Annotated in this window: 18 protein-coding genes; 10 read left to right on the top strand and 8 right to left on the bottom strand. The window is 45.2% G+C overall.

All coding sequences use genetic code 11. From position 1 onward, the window contains the following. Nucleotides 1-205, top strand: a 205-nt coding sequence (locus DEU29_RS13990) for a hypothetical protein (RefSeq protein WP_166635900.1), incomplete at its 5' end; no start/stop codon positions are given. 381 nt (nt 206-586) lie between these two features. Here DEU29_RS13990 and DEU29_RS09115 read toward each other — a convergent pair. From DEU29_RS09115 to DEU29_RS09100, 4 genes are read right to left on the bottom strand one after another with little or no spacing between them, the layout of a single operon-like run. Continuing rightward, nucleotides 587-1,252 (bottom strand): hypothetical protein, encoded by a 666-nt coding sequence (locus DEU29_RS09115; RefSeq protein WP_133540052.1) that lies wholly within the window; start codon nt 1,250-1,252, stop codon nt 587-589. Next, nucleotides 1,249-1,869 (bottom strand): 7-cyano-7-deazaguanine synthase, encoded by a 621-nt coding sequence (locus tag DEU29_RS09110; RefSeq protein ID WP_133540051.1) that lies wholly within the window; start codon nt 1,867-1,869, stop codon nt 1,249-1,251. The genes DEU29_RS09115 and DEU29_RS09110 overlap by 4 nt, the downstream gene beginning before the upstream one ends. Continuing rightward, a complete protein-coding gene (locus tag DEU29_RS09105; RefSeq protein ID WP_208107624.1) occupies nt 1,866-3,206 on the bottom strand; it encodes a nucleoside 2-deoxyribosyltransferase in 1,341 nt (446 codons plus the stop codon). The genes DEU29_RS09110 and DEU29_RS09105 overlap by 4 nt, the downstream gene beginning before the upstream one ends. Next, nucleotides 3,196-3,576, bottom strand: coding sequence for a hypothetical protein (locus DEU29_RS09100; protein WP_208107623.1), 381 nt, complete (start codon nt 3,574-3,576; stop codon nt 3,196-3,198). Before DEU29_RS09100 ends, DEU29_RS09105 begins: the two co-directional genes overlap by 11 nt. Nucleotides 3,577-3,825: 249 nt before the next feature. On the opposite strand from DEU29_RS09100, the gene hsdR reads away from it, so the two are divergent. Genes hsdR through DEU29_RS09070 form a run of 6 tightly spaced genes read left to right on the top strand, consistent with a single transcriptional unit; the run spans nt 3,826 to nt 12,906 of the window. After that, on the top strand, nt 3,826-7,353 hold the full coding sequence (gene hsdR, locus DEU29_RS09095; protein ID WP_133540050.1) for a type I restriction-modification system endonuclease: 3,528 nt from the start codon (nt 3,826-3,828) through the stop codon (nt 7,351-7,353). Between the two features lie 47 nt (nt 7,354-7,400). Continuing rightward, the gene (locus DEU29_RS09090) at nt 7,401-9,002 is read left to right on the top strand and encodes an N-6 DNA methylase (RefSeq protein WP_133540049.1); all 1,602 of its coding nucleotides are present in this window, start codon (nt 7,401-7,403) and stop codon (nt 9,000-9,002) included. Further along, the gene (locus DEU29_RS09085; RefSeq protein WP_133540048.1) at nt 9,002-10,363 is read left to right on the top strand and encodes a restriction endonuclease subunit S; all 1,362 of its coding nucleotides are present in this window, start codon (nt 9,002-9,004) and stop codon (nt 10,361-10,363) included. The genes DEU29_RS09090 and DEU29_RS09085 overlap by 1 nt, the downstream gene beginning before the upstream one ends. After that, complete coding sequence (locus DEU29_RS09080) at nt 10,351-11,007, top strand: helix-hairpin-helix domain-containing protein (RefSeq protein ID WP_133540047.1); 657 nt, start codon at nt 10,351-10,353, stop codon at nt 11,005-11,007. Before DEU29_RS09085 ends, DEU29_RS09080 begins: the two co-directional genes overlap by 13 nt. Further along, nucleotides 11,008-12,297, top strand: coding sequence for an FRG domain-containing protein (locus DEU29_RS09075; protein ID WP_133540046.1), 1,290 nt, complete (start codon nt 11,008-11,010; stop codon nt 12,295-12,297). A 9-nt stretch (nt 12,298-12,306) separates the two neighbouring features. After that, nucleotides 12,307-12,906 carry a hypothetical protein gene (locus DEU29_RS09070; protein WP_133540045.1) on the top strand — a complete coding sequence of 200 codons (600 nt, stop codon included), beginning with the start codon at nt 12,307-12,309 and terminating at the stop codon, nt 12,904-12,906. On the opposite strand, the gene DEU29_RS09065 is transcribed toward DEU29_RS09070, so the two are convergent. Beyond that, nucleotides 12,907-13,122 carry a helix-turn-helix transcriptional regulator gene (locus DEU29_RS09065; protein WP_133540044.1) on the bottom strand — a complete coding sequence of 72 codons (216 nt, stop codon included), beginning with the start codon at nt 13,120-13,122 and terminating at the stop codon, nt 12,907-12,909. A gap of 159 nt (nt 13,123-13,281) precedes the next feature. Between DEU29_RS09065 and DEU29_RS09060 the strand changes: the two genes are divergently transcribed. Then, nucleotides 13,282-14,172 carry a DUF3800 domain-containing protein gene (locus DEU29_RS09060; RefSeq protein WP_133540043.1) on the top strand — a complete coding sequence of 297 codons (891 nt, stop codon included), beginning with the start codon at nt 13,282-13,284 and terminating at the stop codon, nt 14,170-14,172. Between the two features lie 162 nt (nt 14,173-14,334). On the opposite strand, the gene DEU29_RS09055 is transcribed toward DEU29_RS09060, so the two are convergent. Next, nucleotides 14,335-15,198: a YicC/YloC family endoribonuclease gene (locus DEU29_RS09055; protein ID WP_133540042.1), complete on the bottom strand. Its 864-nt coding sequence runs from the start codon at nt 15,196-15,198 to the stop codon at nt 14,335-14,337. Between the two features lie 9 nt (nt 15,199-15,207). Next, on the bottom strand, nt 15,208-15,795 hold the full coding sequence (gene smrA, locus DEU29_RS09050; RefSeq protein ID WP_133540041.1) for a DNA endonuclease SmrA: 588 nt from the start codon (nt 15,793-15,795) through the stop codon (nt 15,208-15,210). Between the two features lie 127 nt (nt 15,796-15,922). Between smrA and rph the strand changes: the two genes are divergently transcribed. After that, nucleotides 15,923-16,636, top strand: coding sequence for a ribonuclease PH (rph, locus tag DEU29_RS09045; RefSeq protein WP_133540040.1), 714 nt, complete (start codon nt 15,923-15,925; stop codon nt 16,634-16,636). Between the two features lie 14 nt (nt 16,637-16,650). Further along, nucleotides 16,651-17,292 (top strand): orotate phosphoribosyltransferase, encoded by a 642-nt coding sequence (gene pyrE / locus DEU29_RS09040; RefSeq protein ID WP_133540039.1) that lies wholly within the window; start codon nt 16,651-16,653, stop codon nt 17,290-17,292. 77 nt (nt 17,293-17,369) lie between these two features. On the opposite strand, the gene DEU29_RS09035 is transcribed toward pyrE, so the two are convergent. Then, nucleotides 17,370-19,049, bottom strand: coding sequence for a cyanophycinase (locus DEU29_RS09035; RefSeq protein WP_133540038.1), 1,680 nt, complete (start codon nt 19,047-19,049; stop codon nt 17,370-17,372). Nucleotides 19,050-19,155 lie beyond the last annotated feature (106 nt).

The raw sequence follows: 19,155 nt of genomic DNA, 5'->3' as shown, positions 1-19,155 counted from the left end.
ACTTTGCTTTGCTCATTGCAGTGTCCAGTATCAGCGTGGGTTCGGTGATCTGATCAACGCTAACCGGGAAAGTTCCCTATTTATTCAACAAGGCCGCCTGCAACCGATTGACTACCTGATGAGCCTGTTCAAGCAGTGGCCACTCATTAACGACAGCGATAATATCGACCACTTACTGCCCTGGAATATCGAGCTCACACCCTAGCGTCAATTATCTTGGCCGGTTGTGTGGTTCGCGTTACGCTTACATAACAACAGTGGCGTCAGGGGAAAGTGAACAGTCGTAGCGCTGGCTTAGCCAATGCGCTTAAATATCACGGTTTGTCTTTTGAAGGCACGCATCACCGAGGTATTGATGATGCGTTAAATATTGTTCGATTGCTGAGGTTTACTGAACTATGAGCTCTCACCTGCGGTAGAACCGCAGGCTACGTCAAAATGCATTATTCGATGTTCTGGAACTGCTTGTTGAAATTCATTTTAAATCCAATTAAATCAATGCATTACGGTTTATTCGTCATGCTTATCGAATTAGGCTAACCGCAATACTCACCGGTTTATGGCTTTCTTAGTCAATCTAAGAAAATTAAATACTCAGTTCTAACTGAGGTTTCAGCTTTAATGAGCTCACTTGCCATAACCAAGAGTCAAATTCCCTACGAGAGGTATTCATTAAATCCGCTGCGTAAGAAAATGCGCGTTGAAGAAAGTAGTAGTCGTCATTAACAATACCAACTTTTTTCGCATATGCTCGTACATGTCGATCAACTGCTATCGATTCAATCCCCACTAAGCATGCCATATAATCAACAGTTTTAGGCCCGATTCCATTAATTGATAGTAAGCCAGACTTGAAGTTTTCGTCTGTAAGCCTAATCCGCAAGTCATCTGTAGCTTCTACATTCTCTTGATATAAAAAATTAACGAGAAGCTCAAATCTCATTATCTTAAGATGATGTTTCCACTGCAGTATAGATGCTGTCTGCCCCTCATTAATTAGCGTCAATAGATTACTAACAGTATTAGTAGTAGGGAATTGCTCTATAATATATTCAACCCGAGGGCGAACGACTGTGGCGTAGTTGAGCCCTGCTTGGAGAACTGAATCTGCCAACACAGCGCCCATGTGATTAAAAGCCGCTCTTCTATTACTCAAAGCAAGGTTTTCCCCAAATTCTCTAGAGGAATAATCTGCTATTTTTCTTGCAGCAGTTAATAAGTCTATTGTCGAAGCTTGCTTTATGTTCATCATATTAAATTTAATTCGTGCAATGCATTTAACCTTTCAACGCAGTTAGGACAGGCTCCGCAGGGGAACAATGATGCAGCTTGACAAGAAAATGTTCGCCCGACCGGAACCTTTAGCTCTAGCGCCTTTTCTAGTACGTCACGCTTTGATGAATACCTAAATGGTGAGTGGAATCGAACTACCCCTACATTTTCTGCTAGCTCATCCAAACCATTCAGAAAAGATGCACTACAATCGATTTCTTTAGCGTGATTACTATTTATGAACCCAGTAAAAACGTCAAAAATACCCAGGGTTTGAGCTCGAGCCGCTGCGGCGGCGAAGAATAGCATTGTCCTGTAAGGAATGTATAGATCATCATCTTTAACTGGGTCCTTCCAGAGGTTTGCCTCCAAGACCAAACGGGAACTAGAACCTTTGAATATTCCACTGATGTCTATTCGTTCAGGAGGCTCTACGCCGTTAGGTAGGACCTCGTTTAGCCTTTTCCACTCAGTTTCCACACAATGTTGTCCATAATCGAAAAAGACTGGCTTTACCACAACACCCTGATTGACGAGTTCATAAGCCACCGTAGTTGAGTCTAGCCCTCCAGAAGCTATTAACATTGCTTGTTTCATGACGTTTCAGCTCGCATGTTTGAAATTTGAGAAAACACGGCATTGATACATTCACCCAAACTATCACTATAAGCCGCACTTCCACCTATAACCATGGTGTTTTGGTTTTCGTGTCTTGGGTCAAAAGTTATCACTGGAATCCCCATAGCAATAGCCAATCCGACCTCAACCAAAGTGCCAGGGTCACGTTCAAGCGGGACAGCAAATAATAAATCGCACTCAACTAAGAGTTGATAATCACTGGAGTACACACTTAATAGCTCCGAAAGCGCAGCATCTCTTTTCAACTCTCCGTTTTCTTTTACAGGTCGCCTGACGTTAAAGTTATGATAATTTAATGAATCTAGCGCACTATCAAATTCGGGCTTGTTTATGTAAGTGAAGTCCGGCCCCGCCATATAAATTTTATACTTCGGCCTTTCATGCCAAGGTAGCCTACACCCCCCAAGATTCATGAAAGTTTCATCATCAAGATTGAATTGTCGCGTCACATCTAACTTGAGGTCGTCAGGAAAAGTTGTTTGAGTATAAGCAGTCGCAACCTGCACACCTCGGACGATAGCTTCATGCCATCCTAATGTTGGGACTAAAGCAGACGCAACGGCAGTATACGAGTCTCCTACACCGACCGAGTTAACTGTTGAGGACAAAGAAGCCGGTAACTCAATGACTTTACTATTTTTGAGGTCGAATAAACGGCTCCCTCCTCTATTTTCCTTTAAAATCAAGTGGCTGGCACCTAATGAGCGGGAGCCTTCGATTAGACCTGTTATGTCGCTAGACCAATTATTTAGAAAAAGTCCTGATGAAGTTGAAATAAACAAACCATGAATTCGGCCAACGAAACAGTTTAATTCTGCTAAGGAGCCAACGTCATAAGCGATATCTAGGAAGACGGTAGCATCTAGATGCAAAACTTTCGCTAAGTAACCAAGCTCAAATTTTCCGGGGAAAATAACAACCTGTCTGAATCTGTCTAAAGTACTATCGACATCTTCGAAAACTATCCTTTTTACTTGCCTCATTAAATCATCATAGCCCTGGTCTGATGTCTCAGTTGGGTCCCCTATAATCATCACGTTTGGGGCATCGAAAACTGCACCTAGCCATATGACTTCAGTGCAACCATGTGACTTCAGATAATTCTCAGTTTCGGTTCTAAGGTAAGCTGGACAAATGGCAGCTACAGCATAGGCTATATCAGCTGCCCAAAGACCGCGGGCGGCATGAACCAATCCTCCAAGACGAACTTTTTGATCACCCCCTATTTTAGGCAGGGTATAGTCGACGTAGACTTCACCGATCAGCAGCGGCTTATCAGAAACCTCACGCATCATCAGCTACAAAGTCGGCTGAAACTCTTGGTACAGGCTGTTCTGTAGCCATTGTGATTATTCCTGAATATGTAAAACCATCTTTGAGACACCCTGCTAGGTAGTTGTGCGAAGTTGGTAGTGCCCCCACTTTCATTCCTTGTTCATTAACAGCAAAAAGTCGCCCGTCCAGAAGGATTTTTAGTGTTTCACCTTTATTCGGTAATCTTCTTAGTTTGTCGTAATATTCACTCTGAGCAACTTCTTCCAGTCCAACAGTAAAAGCCTGCAAACAGCGATCAGTGCCACTGGCGCCACCAGCCATTCCGTTTCCTGATTCCGATGGCGGTGTGCCTGAGTAATCAGTAAAGCTCCCTGAACCAGTACTTCCCATAAGATTCTCCCTGTTTTATATTTGAGTGCAGTAACTGTTGAAATTAAGTTAGGCCTTTTTCAATCGACGGTCAAACTCTCCTTGATGCATCATCCAATCATCATTGCTTCTAGTGCTGATTAGTCTCGTTCCTCTATTCTTTTAATTGCTAGGGACCATGAGCCCTTTGCCAATAATTAACAAGCTGGTATCTTAATTGCTAGATTTGTTTCATCAGAACAATCAGGAATCGGCCAAAAAGGAATTAAGATGAATGCAGTGGGGCAACATGAGTCAGCTAATTTCGCTTTTTTAGCGGAGCACGATGAGTTGTTCGTCGAGCTGGCATCGGCAGCTGAACGCGCGTTCTCGAGCGACCCCAATACAACTCTTATCAAACTACGTCAGCTCGGTGAAGCTCTGGCGCAACATATAGCCGCTCTCTCAGGTCTTGAGTTTGATGAACAAACAAGTCAAGCCGATTTACTTTACCGCCTAAATCGAGAAATAAGCTTAGAGCCCGTCGTTCGGGAGTTATTTCACACGCTTCGAATTGAAGGAAACAAGGCAACCCACCAGTTTCGCACACAGCATAAAGAAGCCTTAAATGGGCTCAAAATTGCACGTTCGTTAGCTGTCTGGTTTCACCGCTCATTTGGCAAGTCAGGAACTAAATTCAATCCTGGTCCGTTTATAGCGCCGTCTGACCCAAGCTCAAACCTTCGCCAGCTGCAAGCTGAAATCGACAAATTAAAAACCGATTTGCAGCAAGCCAATATGGAGTTGGACAACAGCCAGCAACTTCAGGACTTATTAGCTAAAGAGAAAGATGAGTACGAGGCTTTGGCTCATGAAATGGATCAAGAATCGCGTTCCAAAACTGCGGAAGCACTAGCTCATGAACAAGCGCTGAATCGTCAACGCGAAGCGTACGAAAGTAAACTCCAATCATTACAACGTCAAATTGCGCAGCAAGACGAGTCGGCCAAAAGTAAAGAGCGTTCTGCTGTTACTCAAAGAACCAAAATCGCAAGCCAACACATTGTTCTGAACGAAGAACTTACTCGGATTCTGATTGACCAACAGCTAACCGAAGCCGGTTGGGAAGCTGATAGCCAAGACATCACCTACAAGAGCGGTGCGCGTCCAGAAAAAAGCAAGAATAAGGCAATTGCTGAATGGCCAACCAAACATGAAAGCAAAGGCGGCCGAGCCGATTATGTTTTGTTTGCTGGTCTCACCCCTATTGCTGTTGTTGAAGCCAAGAAAGAAAATGAGAACGTCGCTGGAAAAATCAAACAAGCAGAGCGTTACAGTTTTGGACTTCAAATTGACGCGCCAATGCAACCGGCATGGGAACTCGAGGGGCGTGATAAGCCTTGGTCGGATGGAGATGCTCGTTTCTACCAAGTGCCGTTTGTGTATTCATGCAATGGTCGACCTTACGTACCACAACTAGCAGAGCAATCAGGAACTTGGTTTCGGGACGTTCGAAGCCCGTCGAACACGAAGCGCGCACTTCAAGCATTTCACTCGCCAGAGGGCTTATTAGATCTGTTATCTCGCAGCAAAGAGGAAGCAGAGCAAAAATTAAAACGCGAGCCTTTTGGTTATCTGAAACTACGAGATTATCAGCAACAGGCAATCAAAGCTGTTGAGAACACCCTGTCGCAGGAAATACGCCTTGCGTTACTAGCAATGGCGACTGGCACTGGTAAAACACGCACAGTCATCGGTTTGATGTATCGCTTTCTCAAAGCGGAACGATTCAAACGCATTCTCTTTTTAGTCGACCGCAGAGCACTTGGAACACAAGCAATTGATGCGTTCAACGAGGCACCTCTTGAAGGTAACTTAACTCTCTCAAAAATATACAATGTTGCTGAGCTAGGTGACATGGCTGCTGAGGCCGAAACTCGAATTCAGGTGGCTACCGTTCAGGCGATGGTTAAACGCATTTTTATGAGCGATGAACCACCATCAGTCGATCAATTTGACTGTATTATCGTGGATGAAGCTCATCGCGGATACACACTCGATCAAGAAATGACAGAAGGTGAACTCGCAACTCGTGATGCAAGCCAATATATTTCTAGCTATCGCCGAGTACTGGATTACTTTGACGCTGTAAAGGTGGGTTTAACAGCAACTCCGGCAAAACATACCAGCGATATTTTCGGCAAGCCTGTTTACACCTACTCATACCGAGAGGCAGTTGCCGATGACTGGCTTATCGATCACGAGCCTCCTATTCGCTACGAGACACTTCTCACCCAAAACGGCATTAACTTCTCAAAAGGTGAGCAAGTTAGCGCTATAAATACGCAAACCGGAGAAGTTGAGTCAGCGGAGCTTGAAGACGAGCTCAATTTCGAAGTTGATACATTCAACCGCCGAGTCATTAACGAGAATTTTAACCGTGTAATATGCGAACAATTAGTGCAAGAACTTGATCCGTTTGGTGATGAAAAGACCATGATCTTCTGCGCCACAGATCTGCATGCGGACATGGTAAAGCGCTTATTAGATGATGCGTTTAAAGAGATCTACAACGGTGAGTACAATCAGGCTGCGGTTGCAAAAATTACTGGCAAAAGTGACAAAGTTGATCAGCTTATTCGTCAGTATAAAAACGAGCGTTATCCAAATATCGCAGTAACCGTAGACCTATTAACCACGGGTATCGACGTTCCTAAGATTTGTAATCTTGTCTTCATGCGACGCGTTAAATCGCGGATTCTATACGAACAAATGATTGGTCGAGCAACGCGCCGCTGTGATGAGATTGGTAAAACCGTATTTCGCATCTATGACCCGGTTGATATTTATGCGGCCTTGAATGATGTGAACACCATGAAGCCACTGGTACGCGACCCAAACATAACGATTGAGCAGCTGGTGGATGAGCTGACTGATGACGAAACCTTGGAACGCGCACTCAATGCGCCTGGCGAGCAATCTGATGAAACGCATGCGGACGTTATTCTCAGTCAGCTCAGTCAAAAGGTAATGCGTGTGTTGCGTAAAGCTGAGAAGCGCTCCGAATCCAAACCGGCATTAAAGGAAAAGCTTGGGGAGTTGAACGCCCTGTGGGGTGTTGAGCCGAAGTCATTACACACCCATTTACGCCAATTAGGTCCTAAGCAAGCTTCTGAATTTATCAAGAAGCACAGCGGGCTTATGAACCAGCTTGCTGAAGTGAACGCATTATTGGGCAGTGAGCGCCAACCTATTATTTCTGAGCATGAGGATGAGCTGCGTGAAAGAGAGCAAACGTATGGCCCTCACAAACGTCCAGAAGATTACTTGGACAGTTTTAACCAATTCATTAAAGACCAGCTAAATAAAAACGCCGCGCTATCCGTTGTCGTTAATAAGCCTAGGGACTTAACGCGCGAACAGCTTAAAGAAATCAAATTATTGCTGGATAGCGCCGGTTACAGTGAAGCCAAACTCCAAACGGCTGTGCGCAATCAAACCAACCAAGACATTGCGGCCAGCATTGTCGGTCATATTCGACGTGCTGCAATTGGTGAACCGCTCATTCCATTTGAGCAGCGTGTGGCACAGGCTATGCAACGTATTTACCAAAGCCATCAGTGGACGCCAGCTCAACGAAAATGGCTAGAACGTTTAGGCAAGCAATTGGTTCACGAAGTCATCATTGATAAAGCATTCGTGAATGACCGGTTCGCTGACAATGGCGGAGCTAAGCGTCTGGATAAAATACTTGGTAACCAATTAGACAACGTCCTGGATGAACTTAGCGAAGCCATCTGGCCGCCGAAATCGGCCTAAAATATGTATAATACTGCGATCGGATTTAATACCTTACAGGGACAACAATGACAAACAACGATATCGTTCAAAAGCTATGGAATTTATGTGATGTACTACGTGACGACGGTATCAACTATTCTGATTACGTGACAGAGCTAGTACTTTTACTGTTCATTAAAATGGTGCATGAGAATACCGAAGCAGGTGTATTGAAACGCCATCCTCTGCCAGAGGGTTGCCGATGGACTGATTTGAACAGTAAGTCTGGAATTAATTTACTGAATGATTACAAAGCCATTTTGCTGGCGTTATCGACAGGCAAACGTATGGAAGCGGATCGGGAAAATCCTGGTCAGACTAAAGAAGTCGTTGTTCATGAAGATCCCCTCATTAGCGCTATATACTCCGATGCACAAACTCGTTTACGTGAGCCCCGCCATTTAGAGCAAATGATAAAAACGCTGGACCAAATTGATTGGTTTAGCGCACAAAAAGACGGCCTTGGCGACTTATATGAAGGCTTACTCGAGAAGAATGCCAGTGAAACTAAATCTGGCGCAGGTCAATATTTTACGCCTCGCGCTCTTATCAACAGTATGGTTCGATGCATCAAGCCACAGATTGGTGAGGTTATTCAAGATCCAGCGGCAGGCACGGCGGGCTTTTTGGTCGCTGCTGATCAATACATGCGAGACCAAACAGATGATTATATGGATTTGCCCACTAAGCAGGCGGAGTTTCAAAAAAACAAAGCTTTTATTGGCGTTGAGCTAGTTCCAAATACTCGTCGCTTGGCACTTATGAATTGCCTTTTACATGGCATGGAAGGCGACGACGAGGGTGTCGTGCATTTAGGGAACGCTTTGGGCGACGCTGGTAAAGCATTAAAACAAGCAGACATCATCTTAGCAAATCCCCCGTTCGGCACGAGCAAAGGCGGGGAAGCATCAAATACCCGTGACGATTTAACCTATAAAACCAGCAACAAACAGTTGGCGTTTTTGCAGCACATTTATCGAAACTTAAAGCCCGGTGGCCGTGCAGCCGTAGTTTTACCTGATAACGTGCTATTTGAGGCGGGTGTCGGCACAGAAGTCCGTCGCGACTTAATGCATAAGTGTAACTTGCACACGATTTTGCGACTACCAACAGGCATTTTTTATGCTCAAGGCGTAAAAACCAACGTGCTGTTCTTCAGTAAAGGTTCTGCGAAAGACAAGTACCAAGAAGAAAATTGCACTGAAAACGTCTGGGTATATGATCTTCGCACCAACATGCCTAGCTTTGGCAAGCGTACCCCCTTTGGCGATAGTCATCTGGCCCCGTTTGAAGCTGTTTTCGGCGACAAAGCTGATGGCACCAGTGAACGCACCGAAGGCGAGTACAGTTTTGGTGCTGAAGAGATTGCCGTGGATAAAGAGGCCGCAGCAGAAAATAAGAACGTTGATGACAAACTACTTCACTCTCGTTGGCGTTGCTTTAACCGCAATTGGATAGCTGAAACTAAAGGAGACTCACTAGATATTAGCTGGCTGAAAGATAAAGACAGCGTTGATGCTGCTGATTTGCCGGAGCCAGAACTATTAGCGCGAGAAGCGAAAGTAGAGCTAGAAGCTGCGCTGAATGAGCTAGGTAGGTTGCTGGCGGAACTGGAAGGGGTGAGTTGATGAGCCTCGGTTACATCGGTGAAAACATACCGGCCGAATGGGCGCAGCCATTACTGACCGATTTAGTAAAACCCAAGCAATGGAAGACCATTCCGACTAAAGACCTTCGTGAAGAAGGTTATGTTGTTTATGGAGCGAATGGCAAAATCGGTTTCTATAACGAGTTTACACATGAAAATCCAACACTAATGATTACTTGCCGTGGTGCAACTTGTGGAAACCTTCACATATCAGAGCCATATTCCTACATTAACGGAAATGCGATGGCACTTGATAGGCAACAGGTAGATCTTATTGGTGTTAATTTTTTGAGATATGCATTAGAAGCTCGTGGTCTTACAGATACCATTTCCGGTTCAGCACAGCCTCAAATAACGAGGCAAGGGTTAAGTAATGTTCGCATACCACTCCCTCCACTAGCTGAGCAAAAAGTCATCGCCGACAAACTTGAGAACATGCTGGCCAAGGTGGAAACCACCAAAGCGCGCATCGAACGTATACCCGAAATCCTAAAAACCTTCCGCCAATCCGTCCTCGCTGCCGCAGTGAGTGGCAAGTTAACAGAGGATTGGAGAGCTAGTTCAAAATACTCTTCAGTCACACAACTGCCCATATCATGGCAAAGAGAGAAGGCATCTGATGTCTGCGAGAAAGTCCAAAGCGGTTCAACGCCGCGTAATGACCCATTCAGTCAAAATGGTACCGTCCCTTTTCTCAAGGTATATAACATCGTTGATCAAAAGATAGATTTTGATTACAAACCACAATTTGTAAGAAAGGAATTGCATAACACTAAACTAAAGCGCTCTATTGGACTTCCCAACGATGTCGTTATGAACATAGTTGGCCCGCCTCTAGGGAAGGTTGCTATATTGACTAATCAATATCCTGAGTGGAACCTAAATCAAGCAATTACGCTTTTTAGACCAAATGCAAAGATTTTAAATTTCAAGTATTTATATTTCGTGCTCTGTGAAGGAGAGCTTGTGCGAGCAGTTATGCCGGATACGAAAGGCTCCGTAGGCCAAGTCAATATCTCATTGACTCAATGTCGCGAGGCTTTGATACCAGTTCCTACGATAGAAGAACAAACCGAGATCGTTCGCCGCGTGGAAGATATATTCTCCTTTGCCGACAACATCGAGCAAAAAGCTATTGCCGCTTTGGAGCGGGTAAATAATCTCACTCAATCCATATTAGCCAAAGCCTTTCGTGGCGAACTCACCGCCGACTGGCGTGAAGCCAACCCAGATCTAATTACGGGTAAAAATTCTGCTGAGTCATTGCTGAGAAAAATAACGGCTGAGCAGAAAAAATTGCTTGCTAACAAACCAAGGAGGCGCAAGCGGTGCAATGGTTGAAAAAGCTATTTAAAATACCACCTAAACATGAGAGTGAGCCGACAAGCGACGCATTTAGTTTAAATGATGACTCCTTCAGAGCTAACCAAGATATCATCAAAGGTGTTCAGTTTACTGCAACCTTGCAGATTAGAACCCCTTTGTCAGTTTTGAAGCATCACGGTGAGATATATGAGGGGCCGCCCAGCGAAGCTCCGAAATACGGTTCTCAGAAGGATGGAATCTGGGTATTTGTTACCGACTCGGAAGATCAACAATTGTCTTATGAGAGCAAACATGCTAGCGATATCGGCCCTGTAGAACCCGCTTATTATTTACCATTTCTCCTCGAGTTTCGCTCAGTTGTTGAAAGTAGCTTCGACCATGATGAGCAAATTCAAAAATTATATCAGTTGTCTGAGCGCTCTAAGGACTTCAAAACTATTTGGCAGAAGCTCACTAGCCACTACGACGATTTTCCACATTCCTACTTTTACGACCAATTCACTGCATTACCCGGTATTGGTTTGAAGACGGCACAGACTCTCTATGAAAATGGCTTCAAAAGTGTTGAACAAATTAAAGCAGCATCAATAAGTGAACTATGTAAAATTCCTGGGCTTGGTAAGAAATCCGCCGACAGAATAACGGGAGTCCGCAAGTAAATGTATAACCTATTAGTCACCAGTTCTTACGATGCTTGGGAAAACGATAACGACGGTTATACGTTCGATAAAAGCCGTTTTCTTGAGTACACCACCGACTCGGTGGCAGCCAAACACAAACAACTTACTTCCGATGTCATTGAGGCCTTAAAAAGCTATCCAACGATTTTTGCTTATGAGGGCGACGAACCCGTTCGAATCGGTTATTTAACGCTAGTTCGAGAGCAAGGTCGTCAGATTTATATAGAGTTTGAATTTTTAGGTGATGTCCCTCCCATTCCGTTTGATCAGATAGAACCTTTACGGACTTCTCTTGATATACGTGACTGGGAAATGAATAGAACTCACTGGGCAATCAAGGATGATGAGCTGCTACCAAGGTTAGCAAAAAAAGAACTGATTCCGGCGCACTACGGCGAACCAAAGGTTAAAAGGAGTTCAGTTAGTACGATTAACAAATCATTGGCAGCTAAGCGTTCGTTACAAGGCTTTATTGAATCGGTGTTAGGCGCCCAGACTGAGCAAGACTACGAGGTTTTCTTTAGAGGTCACGCGTCAAAGAGCTTCAAACTGGAACCATCCGTTTTTCGCACAAACAAGCAGGGTGACTTTCTCTATCGACAAGAGGAGCAACGCCTTTACCAAGAGTTACTAGTGGCTAACTCAGATCAATTTCAAAACGATAGCGGTACTCTTGACCGATTAGTCAGAATGCAGCATTACTCTTTGCCGACGCGATTGTTGGATATCACCACTAACCCACTAATAGCTCTATTTTTTGCCTGTAAAGAAATGCTTTCAGAGGAAGGTGAAGTCATCGTATTTAATGTCAAGCGCGATGAAATAAGGTACTTTGACTCAGATCTTACCAGCTGTATTGCTAACCTGGCCAGATTGACAGAGGCCGATAAACGACAGATAGATTTCGATAAAAAGGACTTCAATGACCAGCCAGCGGTACAAAAGCTTCTTGATTTCATAAAGCAGGAAAAACCGCATTTCCGAAATGAAATAAAGGCGGAAGATCTGCGACGCATCATCTGCGTAAAAGGTAAGCGGAATAACAACAGAATAACTTCGCAGGCAGGAGCATTCCTATTGTTCGGCGAAGATGCAATTTTTGATGAAGAGACGAATCATGATATTAAATTTTCTCGAATTCGAGTAGGCGATAAATCGCGTATTCTACGCGAGTTAGATCAGCTTAATATCAACGATAGCACCGTTTTCCCTAACATAGAGAACACCGCTAAGTACGTTGCTCAGAAGTTTAAATTTACCGACGATTAGGCCGTTATTATGTCAGTTACCTCAACATTAGTCAGTGTTTTTGTAGGTGCCGCATTATCTCACGGTGTGGCTTATTTTCAGAACCGCCGTTCTGTAAAGGTGAAAAAAACTGCAATATTTCAGGAAATTGATGATTTAACAGGTTGGGCAGATAGGCACTTAAGAACGCTCAAATTCAATTTGCAGCTTATTGAGTTGGAGCAACCTTTCAATAGTCTTCCTATTGACATAAAGCCATTTCTTTTTGAACAGCATTTCCATGAGGTTTGTATTCACCTCACGAAGCGGCAACGGATCGCTATTGTCGATTTTTATAGCGTGTGGGAACACTTCAATCAAAGCGTAAGCTCTTATATGAGCCTTTACGATAATCCGGACATTCGCGAGAAAGTTGATTTATATGAAAAGTTGCGCGCGCTTTACCACGTTGCGTGGGAGTTAAAAGCTAAGGGTCCATGGATTCAACACATTGAGAAAACTAATGTTGAAGCGATGAAAGGAGCTCAATTAAAAATTGACCAAGCAGCAGAAGCGGAACTGCAACAAGCTCTGAAAGAAGCGCATGATCTAGGGCCGCAAAAACTGAGAGAAAAATACTATTCAGGGTGACTACAACTTTTTTGACTGCCACTCAAAAACTTCCGACAACAACCACCGCTTCATCTGCCCAATACGATAAACCGGTGGTGTTTTGCCTTGGCGCTCTAGACGCCACCACGTTGTCCGGCTTATGCCGGTTATTTCCGCACGCAGCTTTTCATCAATGTATTGATCAAACGGTGCTGATAGTGGCGCTTGCGTTCGTTTTTTACTTTGTTGGGACATAGCTTTTTTGAATCCATGCATCAACTTCCAAATGTTTGAAGATGACTAGCATACTGCGGCTTTAAATATAGAATGAACCTCTTTCTAAGTCGGCCACTCATATTCCACATATGATGTATAATACCTCCAGTCATAAAGAGTGTATAAGGGAGCGAGTCTATGTCAGATAAAAAACAAGCCAGGTCATACAATGACCAACAGCTTCCCTTATTCGAATTTGATCAAGAAAACTTAGATAAACTGCGCGACCATCAACCCAGAGTAGATGGTAAAGACAGTCAGTTCAGTAAATACATTGTTTACGTTGATGAAAGTGGCGATCACAATTTGCAAAGTATTGACCCACAGTATCCTATCTTTGTGCTCGCTTTTTGCGTATTCCATAAACGGCATTACAGTGAAGTTATTGTTCCGGCACTAGAAAAATTCAAATTTAACCACTTTGGCCACGACCAGGTTGTTTTGCACGAAAACGAAATTCGCCGCCGTACTGGTCAGTTCAATATTTTTAGAAGCCGAGAACATCAGCTTGCGTTTATGGGAGAGCTAACCGAGATAATCGAGTTTAGTAATTTCGTTCTCATAAGCGCAACAATTGACAAGCGTGATCTTGCAAAAAGTAACCCTGAAGGTAATGCTTACCACATTGCGTTAGCGTTATGCATGGAAAAACTGTACGGGTTCTTAAAGGAAAAAGAACAACATGACAGGAGAACTCATATAGTCGTCGAGCGACGCGGAAATAAGGAAGATGACGAGCTGGAGCTTGAGTTCCGCCGTGTATGTGATGGTGATAATGCTCTTGGAATCCATCTACCTTTTGATATCATTTTCGCGCACAAACAGGTTATGTCATCAGGTTTACAACTAGCAGACCTGGTCGCACGTCCCATAAGGTTAAAAACATTAAGACCAGGGCAGGAAAATCGTGCGTTTGAATCACTACAACCGAAATTCTACTGTGAAGGTGGAAGATGTTCTGTCGGTGAAGGGTATGAAGGAATAGGGATGATGGTTTACCCTACCCCAAAAAGCGAAAAGCCCCAGTGAAACCACTGAGGCATTAACGCCGACCGGGACTGCCCAATCCATTTAGACGTAAGTTTGACCGAGCATTTCATTCTTGTCAACTATCAGTTGAGTACAAGTCAGCCAAAGTAGACATATGAAAGATTGCACCTGCGGTAATAACCGCAGGCTACTCTTAACATATCATTCGATATTTTGGATCTGCTCTCGCATCTGCTCAATCAAAACCTTCAGCTCCACTGCGGCGGAAGTGATATCAGCATTAATCGACTTTGAGGCCAGGGTGTTTGCTTCACGATTAAACTCTTGCATCATAAAGTCCAGGCGCCGTCCGCAAGGGCCGCCTTTTTTCAGTATTTTGCGGGCTTCTTCTACGTGAGCATCCAGTCGGTCTAGCTCTTCAGCAACGTCGACTTTTTGCGCCAGCATAATCATTTCCTGCTCAACCCGCTGTGGGTCCAGTTCTATTTTTACTTCTTCAAATCGTGTAAGTAAGCGCTCACGTTGCCACTGCATGACTTCTGGCATGCGTTCGCGCACAAAAGCAACTTGTGTGCTGACGCCATTCAGACGCTCTTGCAGCATGCGATCGATGGCACTGCCTTCACTTTTACGGTTGTCGATGAAATCAGCAGTGGCTTTATCGAGCGCAGCTAACACTTCTTTTTGCACTTCATCCATGTCTTGTTCATCATTGCTCACTACCCCCGGCCACTTAAGCACATCAATTGGATTCAGTTGACCAGCGGCTGATTGCTGACTGACCCATTTAGCGCCAGCGATAACACTTTTAGCCAGCGGTTCATTGATGTTTAATTCTGTCTGGCGTGCTTCGTCCATGTGTATATAGAGTTTGCATTCAACCTTGCCGCGTTGCAGTTTCTTACGAAACTGTTCACGTAAGGTGTTTTCCAGCGAACGGAACGCTTCCGGCAGGCGAAAATATGTTTCTAAATAGCGCTGGTTAACGGAACGAATTTCCCACGTGGCAGAGCCCCAATCAGCTTTATGCTCGTAACGTGCGTATCCTGTCATGCTTTGAATCATTGCAATTCCTTATTTTTTCGCGTGTTTTTCGCGATTCTTTTGCTTTTGCTCAGCATTTTTCTTGAGCATTACATAGGCCGCGCCGCGGCCGCCGTGCGGTCGTTGCGCGCTATGGAATGCTAATACCGGCGGCATTTCACGCAGCCACTTATTCACATAGCTCTTTATCAACGCAGGATGTGGCTTCGAGTGTTTACCTTGCCCATGAATAATTAGCGCAGTGCGAATACCCGCATGATGACAATCCTGCACAAAGTTAAACACCGCTGTGCGAGCTTCACGCAACGTGTGGTGGTGCAAGTTCAGGCTGGCTTCCATTGTGTAACGACCTTGTTTCAGGCGTTTAAAAACACCTGCCTGAACACCATCACGCTGGTACTCGATCACCTCGTCCGGCTCCACTAAATCAACATATTCAGTGGATAAAAAATTCACGTTTTCCTGTTCTTCCGCCTCCGCCGCCCGGCGACGTTCCTTTTGAGCCAACGTTGGCTCAAACGCAGTACGGATATCCGCCACTTGGTCACCGACCAATGGCGTGACATCGTTCATCTCCTGGCGGAACAATTCAAACTCTTCGTCATCTGAACGCGACATACAGCCTCCCGTTCATCGTTGCTTAACCTATAGTGTAATACGTCAACGGCAGTTAAGCGATCCATTCAGTGCACGAATTTGCTACAATACGCCGTTATAAATTATCAAGCCAATCACAGGAGATGCCATGCGTCCAAGCGGCCGTACTGCCCAACAAATTCGCCCGGTTACTATTACCCGAAACTTCACAAAACACGCAGAAGGCTCGGTTTTAATCGAGTTTGGCGACACTAAAGTACTTTGCAACGCTTCGGTCGAGCGCGGCGTGCCTCGCTTTTTAAAAGGTAAAGGTCAGGGCTGGGTGACGGCGGAATACAGCATGCTACCGCGCGCAACACATACGCGTTCGGCTCGTGAGGCATCTCGCGGCAAGCAAGGCGGTCGTACGCTGGAGATTCAACGTTTGATTGGTCGTTCACTGCGCACCTGTGTCGATATGAATACCTTAGGCGAGCACACAATCACCATCGACTGTGATGTTATTCAGGCAGATGGCGGTACTCGTACCGCGGCCATCACCGGTGCTTGCGTTGCCTTAGTCGATGCATTGAACTGGATGCGCAGCCAGGGCATGATCAAAACGAATCCACTAAAAGAAATGGTTGCTGCCATTTCAGTGGGTATTTTAGACGGCGAGCCGGTTAGCGATCTGGAGTACGTCGAAGACTCCAAAGCTGATACCGACATGAATGTCGTAATGACCGAAGCCGGTAAGTTTATCGAAATTCAGGGCACTGCCGAAGGCGAAGCTTTCAGTCTAGAAGAAATGAATACGCTGGTTGATTTTGCCCGCCATAGCATTAAAGAGCTTATCGATATCCAGAAATCAGCGTTAGCATAAACGAGGGTTAGCCGGTGAAAGACTATCAAAAAGACTTTATCAGTTTCGCTATCGACCGAGGCGTACTTAAATTCGGTGAATTTACCTTAAAATCGGGGCGTACCAGTCCGTATTTTTTCAATGCAGGCTTGTTCAATAAGGGCTCTGATTTAGCCAAACTGGGCCGATTTTACGCTGCCGCCTTAATGGATGCCAAGGTTGAATTCGACGTGTTGTTTGGTCCGGCCTATAAAGGTATTCCCATTGCAACAGCAACGGCCGTCGCACTGTATGACCATCATCAAAAAGACACGCCTTATTGCTTTAACCGTAAAGAGAAAAAAGATCACGGTGAGGGCGGCAACCTGGTCGGTTCAGAACTTAATGGCAAGGTCATGCTGGTAGACGACGTTATCACTGCCGGCACAGCGATTCGCGAGTCAATGGAGATTGTCGAAGCCAACGGCGCCAGCCTCGCGGGCGTTCTGATCGCGTTGGATAGGCAAGAAAAAGGCAAGGGTGAGTTGTCGGCTATCCAGGAAGTTGAGCGTGACTTTGGGGCTACGATTATCTCTATCGTTGGCCTCAACGACATCATTGAATTCCTTAAAGACGACCCGGAATTCAACCAACACCTACCGAAAGTACAAGCCTACCGCGAACAATACGGCGTGTAGGTTGCGCCTTTGGCGCAGCCAAAAAGCGGACGGTGAGATTGCATTAGATTATCTCAGCCATCCGCTTTTTCTTTCAGTTACAGCTGTTCTTCCGGCTGATAGGCCATGCCGATTTTGCCGTTGATGATTTGGCATTCCCCGCCCGCTGTTGCGGTGCGACTGCTGTCATCTATCTGTGCGACTAATCGGTATTCCTTATTAATCAGCGTCATCTCTTTACGATCACCGCACAGCACCCGCATTGAGTCTATTAGGCCACGGTCTGTAAGGAAGTTAGTCGTTGGTTCTGACTGAACAATATTACTGCCGTCAGCAAACTCTGCCGTTTGCATTCCAAATGGGCTCATCATTCCGGAAGCCCCTGCGACTAAGTAATGAAATGTCGCCGCAACGGCATTCGCAGCACCTTGAGCATTTTCCACAAAAAAGACGCCTCGTTCACCGATAATATCAAAGTCACCTTTTTCCAAATTAACCAGCATCGCGGTATTTTCATCGATGCCAATAGACAATGGGGTGGTGCTATCAGCGGCTAAACGAACCAAGCGTCCGTGGCGGCCACGTTCTGAGAAGTGTGTATCCAGACTGGCGAAATGAAACAGCGAAAGGCCGCCAAACGGATGATACGTCAACGTATCTGGGCCGGTATTGGCCGGACAGGTATTATCCAGGTCACAGCCAAACGGCGGTGGGTTAGTGGCTACGCTGCCGTTTTTAATGGCGGAAGCCGTTGTGCCATTCGAAATCATTGGCTTGGCTGTTAACACTGCGGTTCCGGCACTGGTGCCGCCAACAACGAGCTTCTTCTGCTGTACCCGCGCAACCATCATGCGCAGTAATTCCGATGGGCTGTTATCGTCTTTAACAAACGCATTGCGAATTTGATTGGCGTTATTGCCCGCAAAGAAAACCGCATCAGCATTCGCTAACATCTCATATTCAGTATCGCCTGACTTGCAAAATTCGACCTGACGCTGATAATCATCACGATAAACACGATTGCGATCATAAGCGCCGAATAGCTCTTCCTGTACACTATTCAGTTCGCTGCAGCGGTTCTCCGCTCTTGCAGCAATCACCGCCTCATCTAATGGTAACCAACGTGCTTCCAGGCCAAGCTGAGACAGCGTACTTTGATAAAAATCGATACGGGAGTATGGATCCCGATATCCAGCTGTTGAAAAGTAAACTACAGGCTTTTCCTCATTGCTAACGTTCTGTTCGGCAAAATCCGCGAAACGGCGAAACACCTTTGCAGACGCTTTATCTAGTGACTCTTCGACGTTAACAATTTCAGGAAAGCTACTCGACATCGGTACTTCGAGCAAATCAATTACCTTGGCGTATTCTGCATCCGAGAGCGAGTTATAGGTTTGCAAGGTTGCACGCCGGGTAAATTCTCTCTCGAACACCCGTTCTGACACGATGTCCTCGTTTATACGTTCATGAATCAGCTCTAATGCGTCGAGAACCTTTTTGCGAGTTTCCTCCCGATATGCACTCCAAACACGATCTGATGTTGCTTCAATACGAAATTGCTCAGATATATTCAGATAACGATCGGTACGCATGTTGTCGCTGTCTATCCAGTCTGCGTCATCACAATTATTTGGATTAAAGCTAGAACAAAGCTGAAGAGCACCACCCGATAGATAAACATGGCGATAGTCATCTTCATTTTGTTGTGCAGCAACACATGGTGATGCAACCAGCAGCAAGGCTGCTGTCAGACTTGGCTTCATACCACTAAATTTCATAAATTAAAGCCTCTAAGAGTCGTTAAGAGTTGTGCTTATTATAGCGTTTACACACTAAATTGCTTGCACGATTAAGTAGTCAGTTTTGCTGTGACTAGTAGCGATG

Source organism: Idiomarina aquatica, assembly GCF_004362895.1.
GTDB lineage: Bacteria > Pseudomonadota > Gammaproteobacteria > Enterobacterales > Alteromonadaceae > Idiomarina.
Note: the sequence above shows the minus strand (reverse complement) of the source record. Positions and strands in the feature narration are given on the sequence as shown.

Coding starts and splice junctions, on each gene's coding strand:
- DEU29_RS09035 (WP_133540038.1), bottom strand. CDS start 19,049: ATGAAATTTAGTGGTATGAAGCCAAGTCTGACAGCAGCCTTGCTGCTG.
- DEU29_RS09055 (WP_133540042.1), bottom strand. CDS start 15,198: ATGATTCAAAGCATGACAGGATACGCACGTTACGAGCATAAAGCTGAT.
- DEU29_RS09105 (WP_208107624.1), bottom strand. CDS start 3,206: ATGATGCGTGAGGTTTCTGATAAGCCGCTGCTGATCGGTGAAGTCTAC.
- DEU29_RS09075 (WP_133540046.1), top strand. CDS start 11,008: ATGTATAACCTATTAGTCACCAGTTCTTACGATGCTTGGGAAAACGAT.
- DEU29_RS09065 (WP_133540044.1), bottom strand. CDS start 13,122: ATGTCCCAACAAAGTAAAAAACGAACGCAAGCGCCACTATCAGCACCG.
- DEU29_RS09115 (WP_133540052.1), bottom strand. CDS start 1,252: ATGATGAACATAAAGCAAGCTTCGACAATAGACTTATTAACTGCTGCA.
- DEU29_RS09100 (WP_208107623.1), bottom strand. CDS start 3,576: ATGGGAAGTACTGGTTCAGGGAGCTTTACTGATTACTCAGGCACACCG.
- DEU29_RS09070 (WP_133540045.1), top strand. CDS start 12,307: ATGTCAGTTACCTCAACATTAGTCAGTGTTTTTGTAGGTGCCGCATTA.
- DEU29_RS09060 (WP_133540043.1), top strand. CDS start 13,282: ATGTCAGATAAAAAACAAGCCAGGTCATACAATGACCAACAGCTTCCC.
- smrA (WP_133540041.1), bottom strand. CDS start 15,795: ATGTCGCGTTCAGATGACGAAGAGTTTGAATTGTTCCGCCAGGAGATG.
- DEU29_RS09110 (WP_133540051.1), bottom strand. CDS start 1,869: ATGAAACAAGCAATGTTAATAGCTTCTGGAGGGCTAGACTCAACTACG.
- hsdR (WP_133540050.1), top strand. CDS start 3,826: ATGAATGCAGTGGGGCAACATGAGTCAGCTAATTTCGCTTTTTTAGCG.
- DEU29_RS09085 (WP_133540048.1), top strand. CDS start 9,002: ATGAGCCTCGGTTACATCGGTGAAAACATACCGGCCGAATGGGCGCAG.
- rph (WP_133540040.1), top strand. CDS start 15,923: ATGCGTCCAAGCGGCCGTACTGCCCAACAAATTCGCCCGGTTACTATT.
- DEU29_RS09090 (WP_133540049.1), top strand. CDS start 7,401: ATGACAAACAACGATATCGTTCAAAAGCTATGGAATTTATGTGATGTA.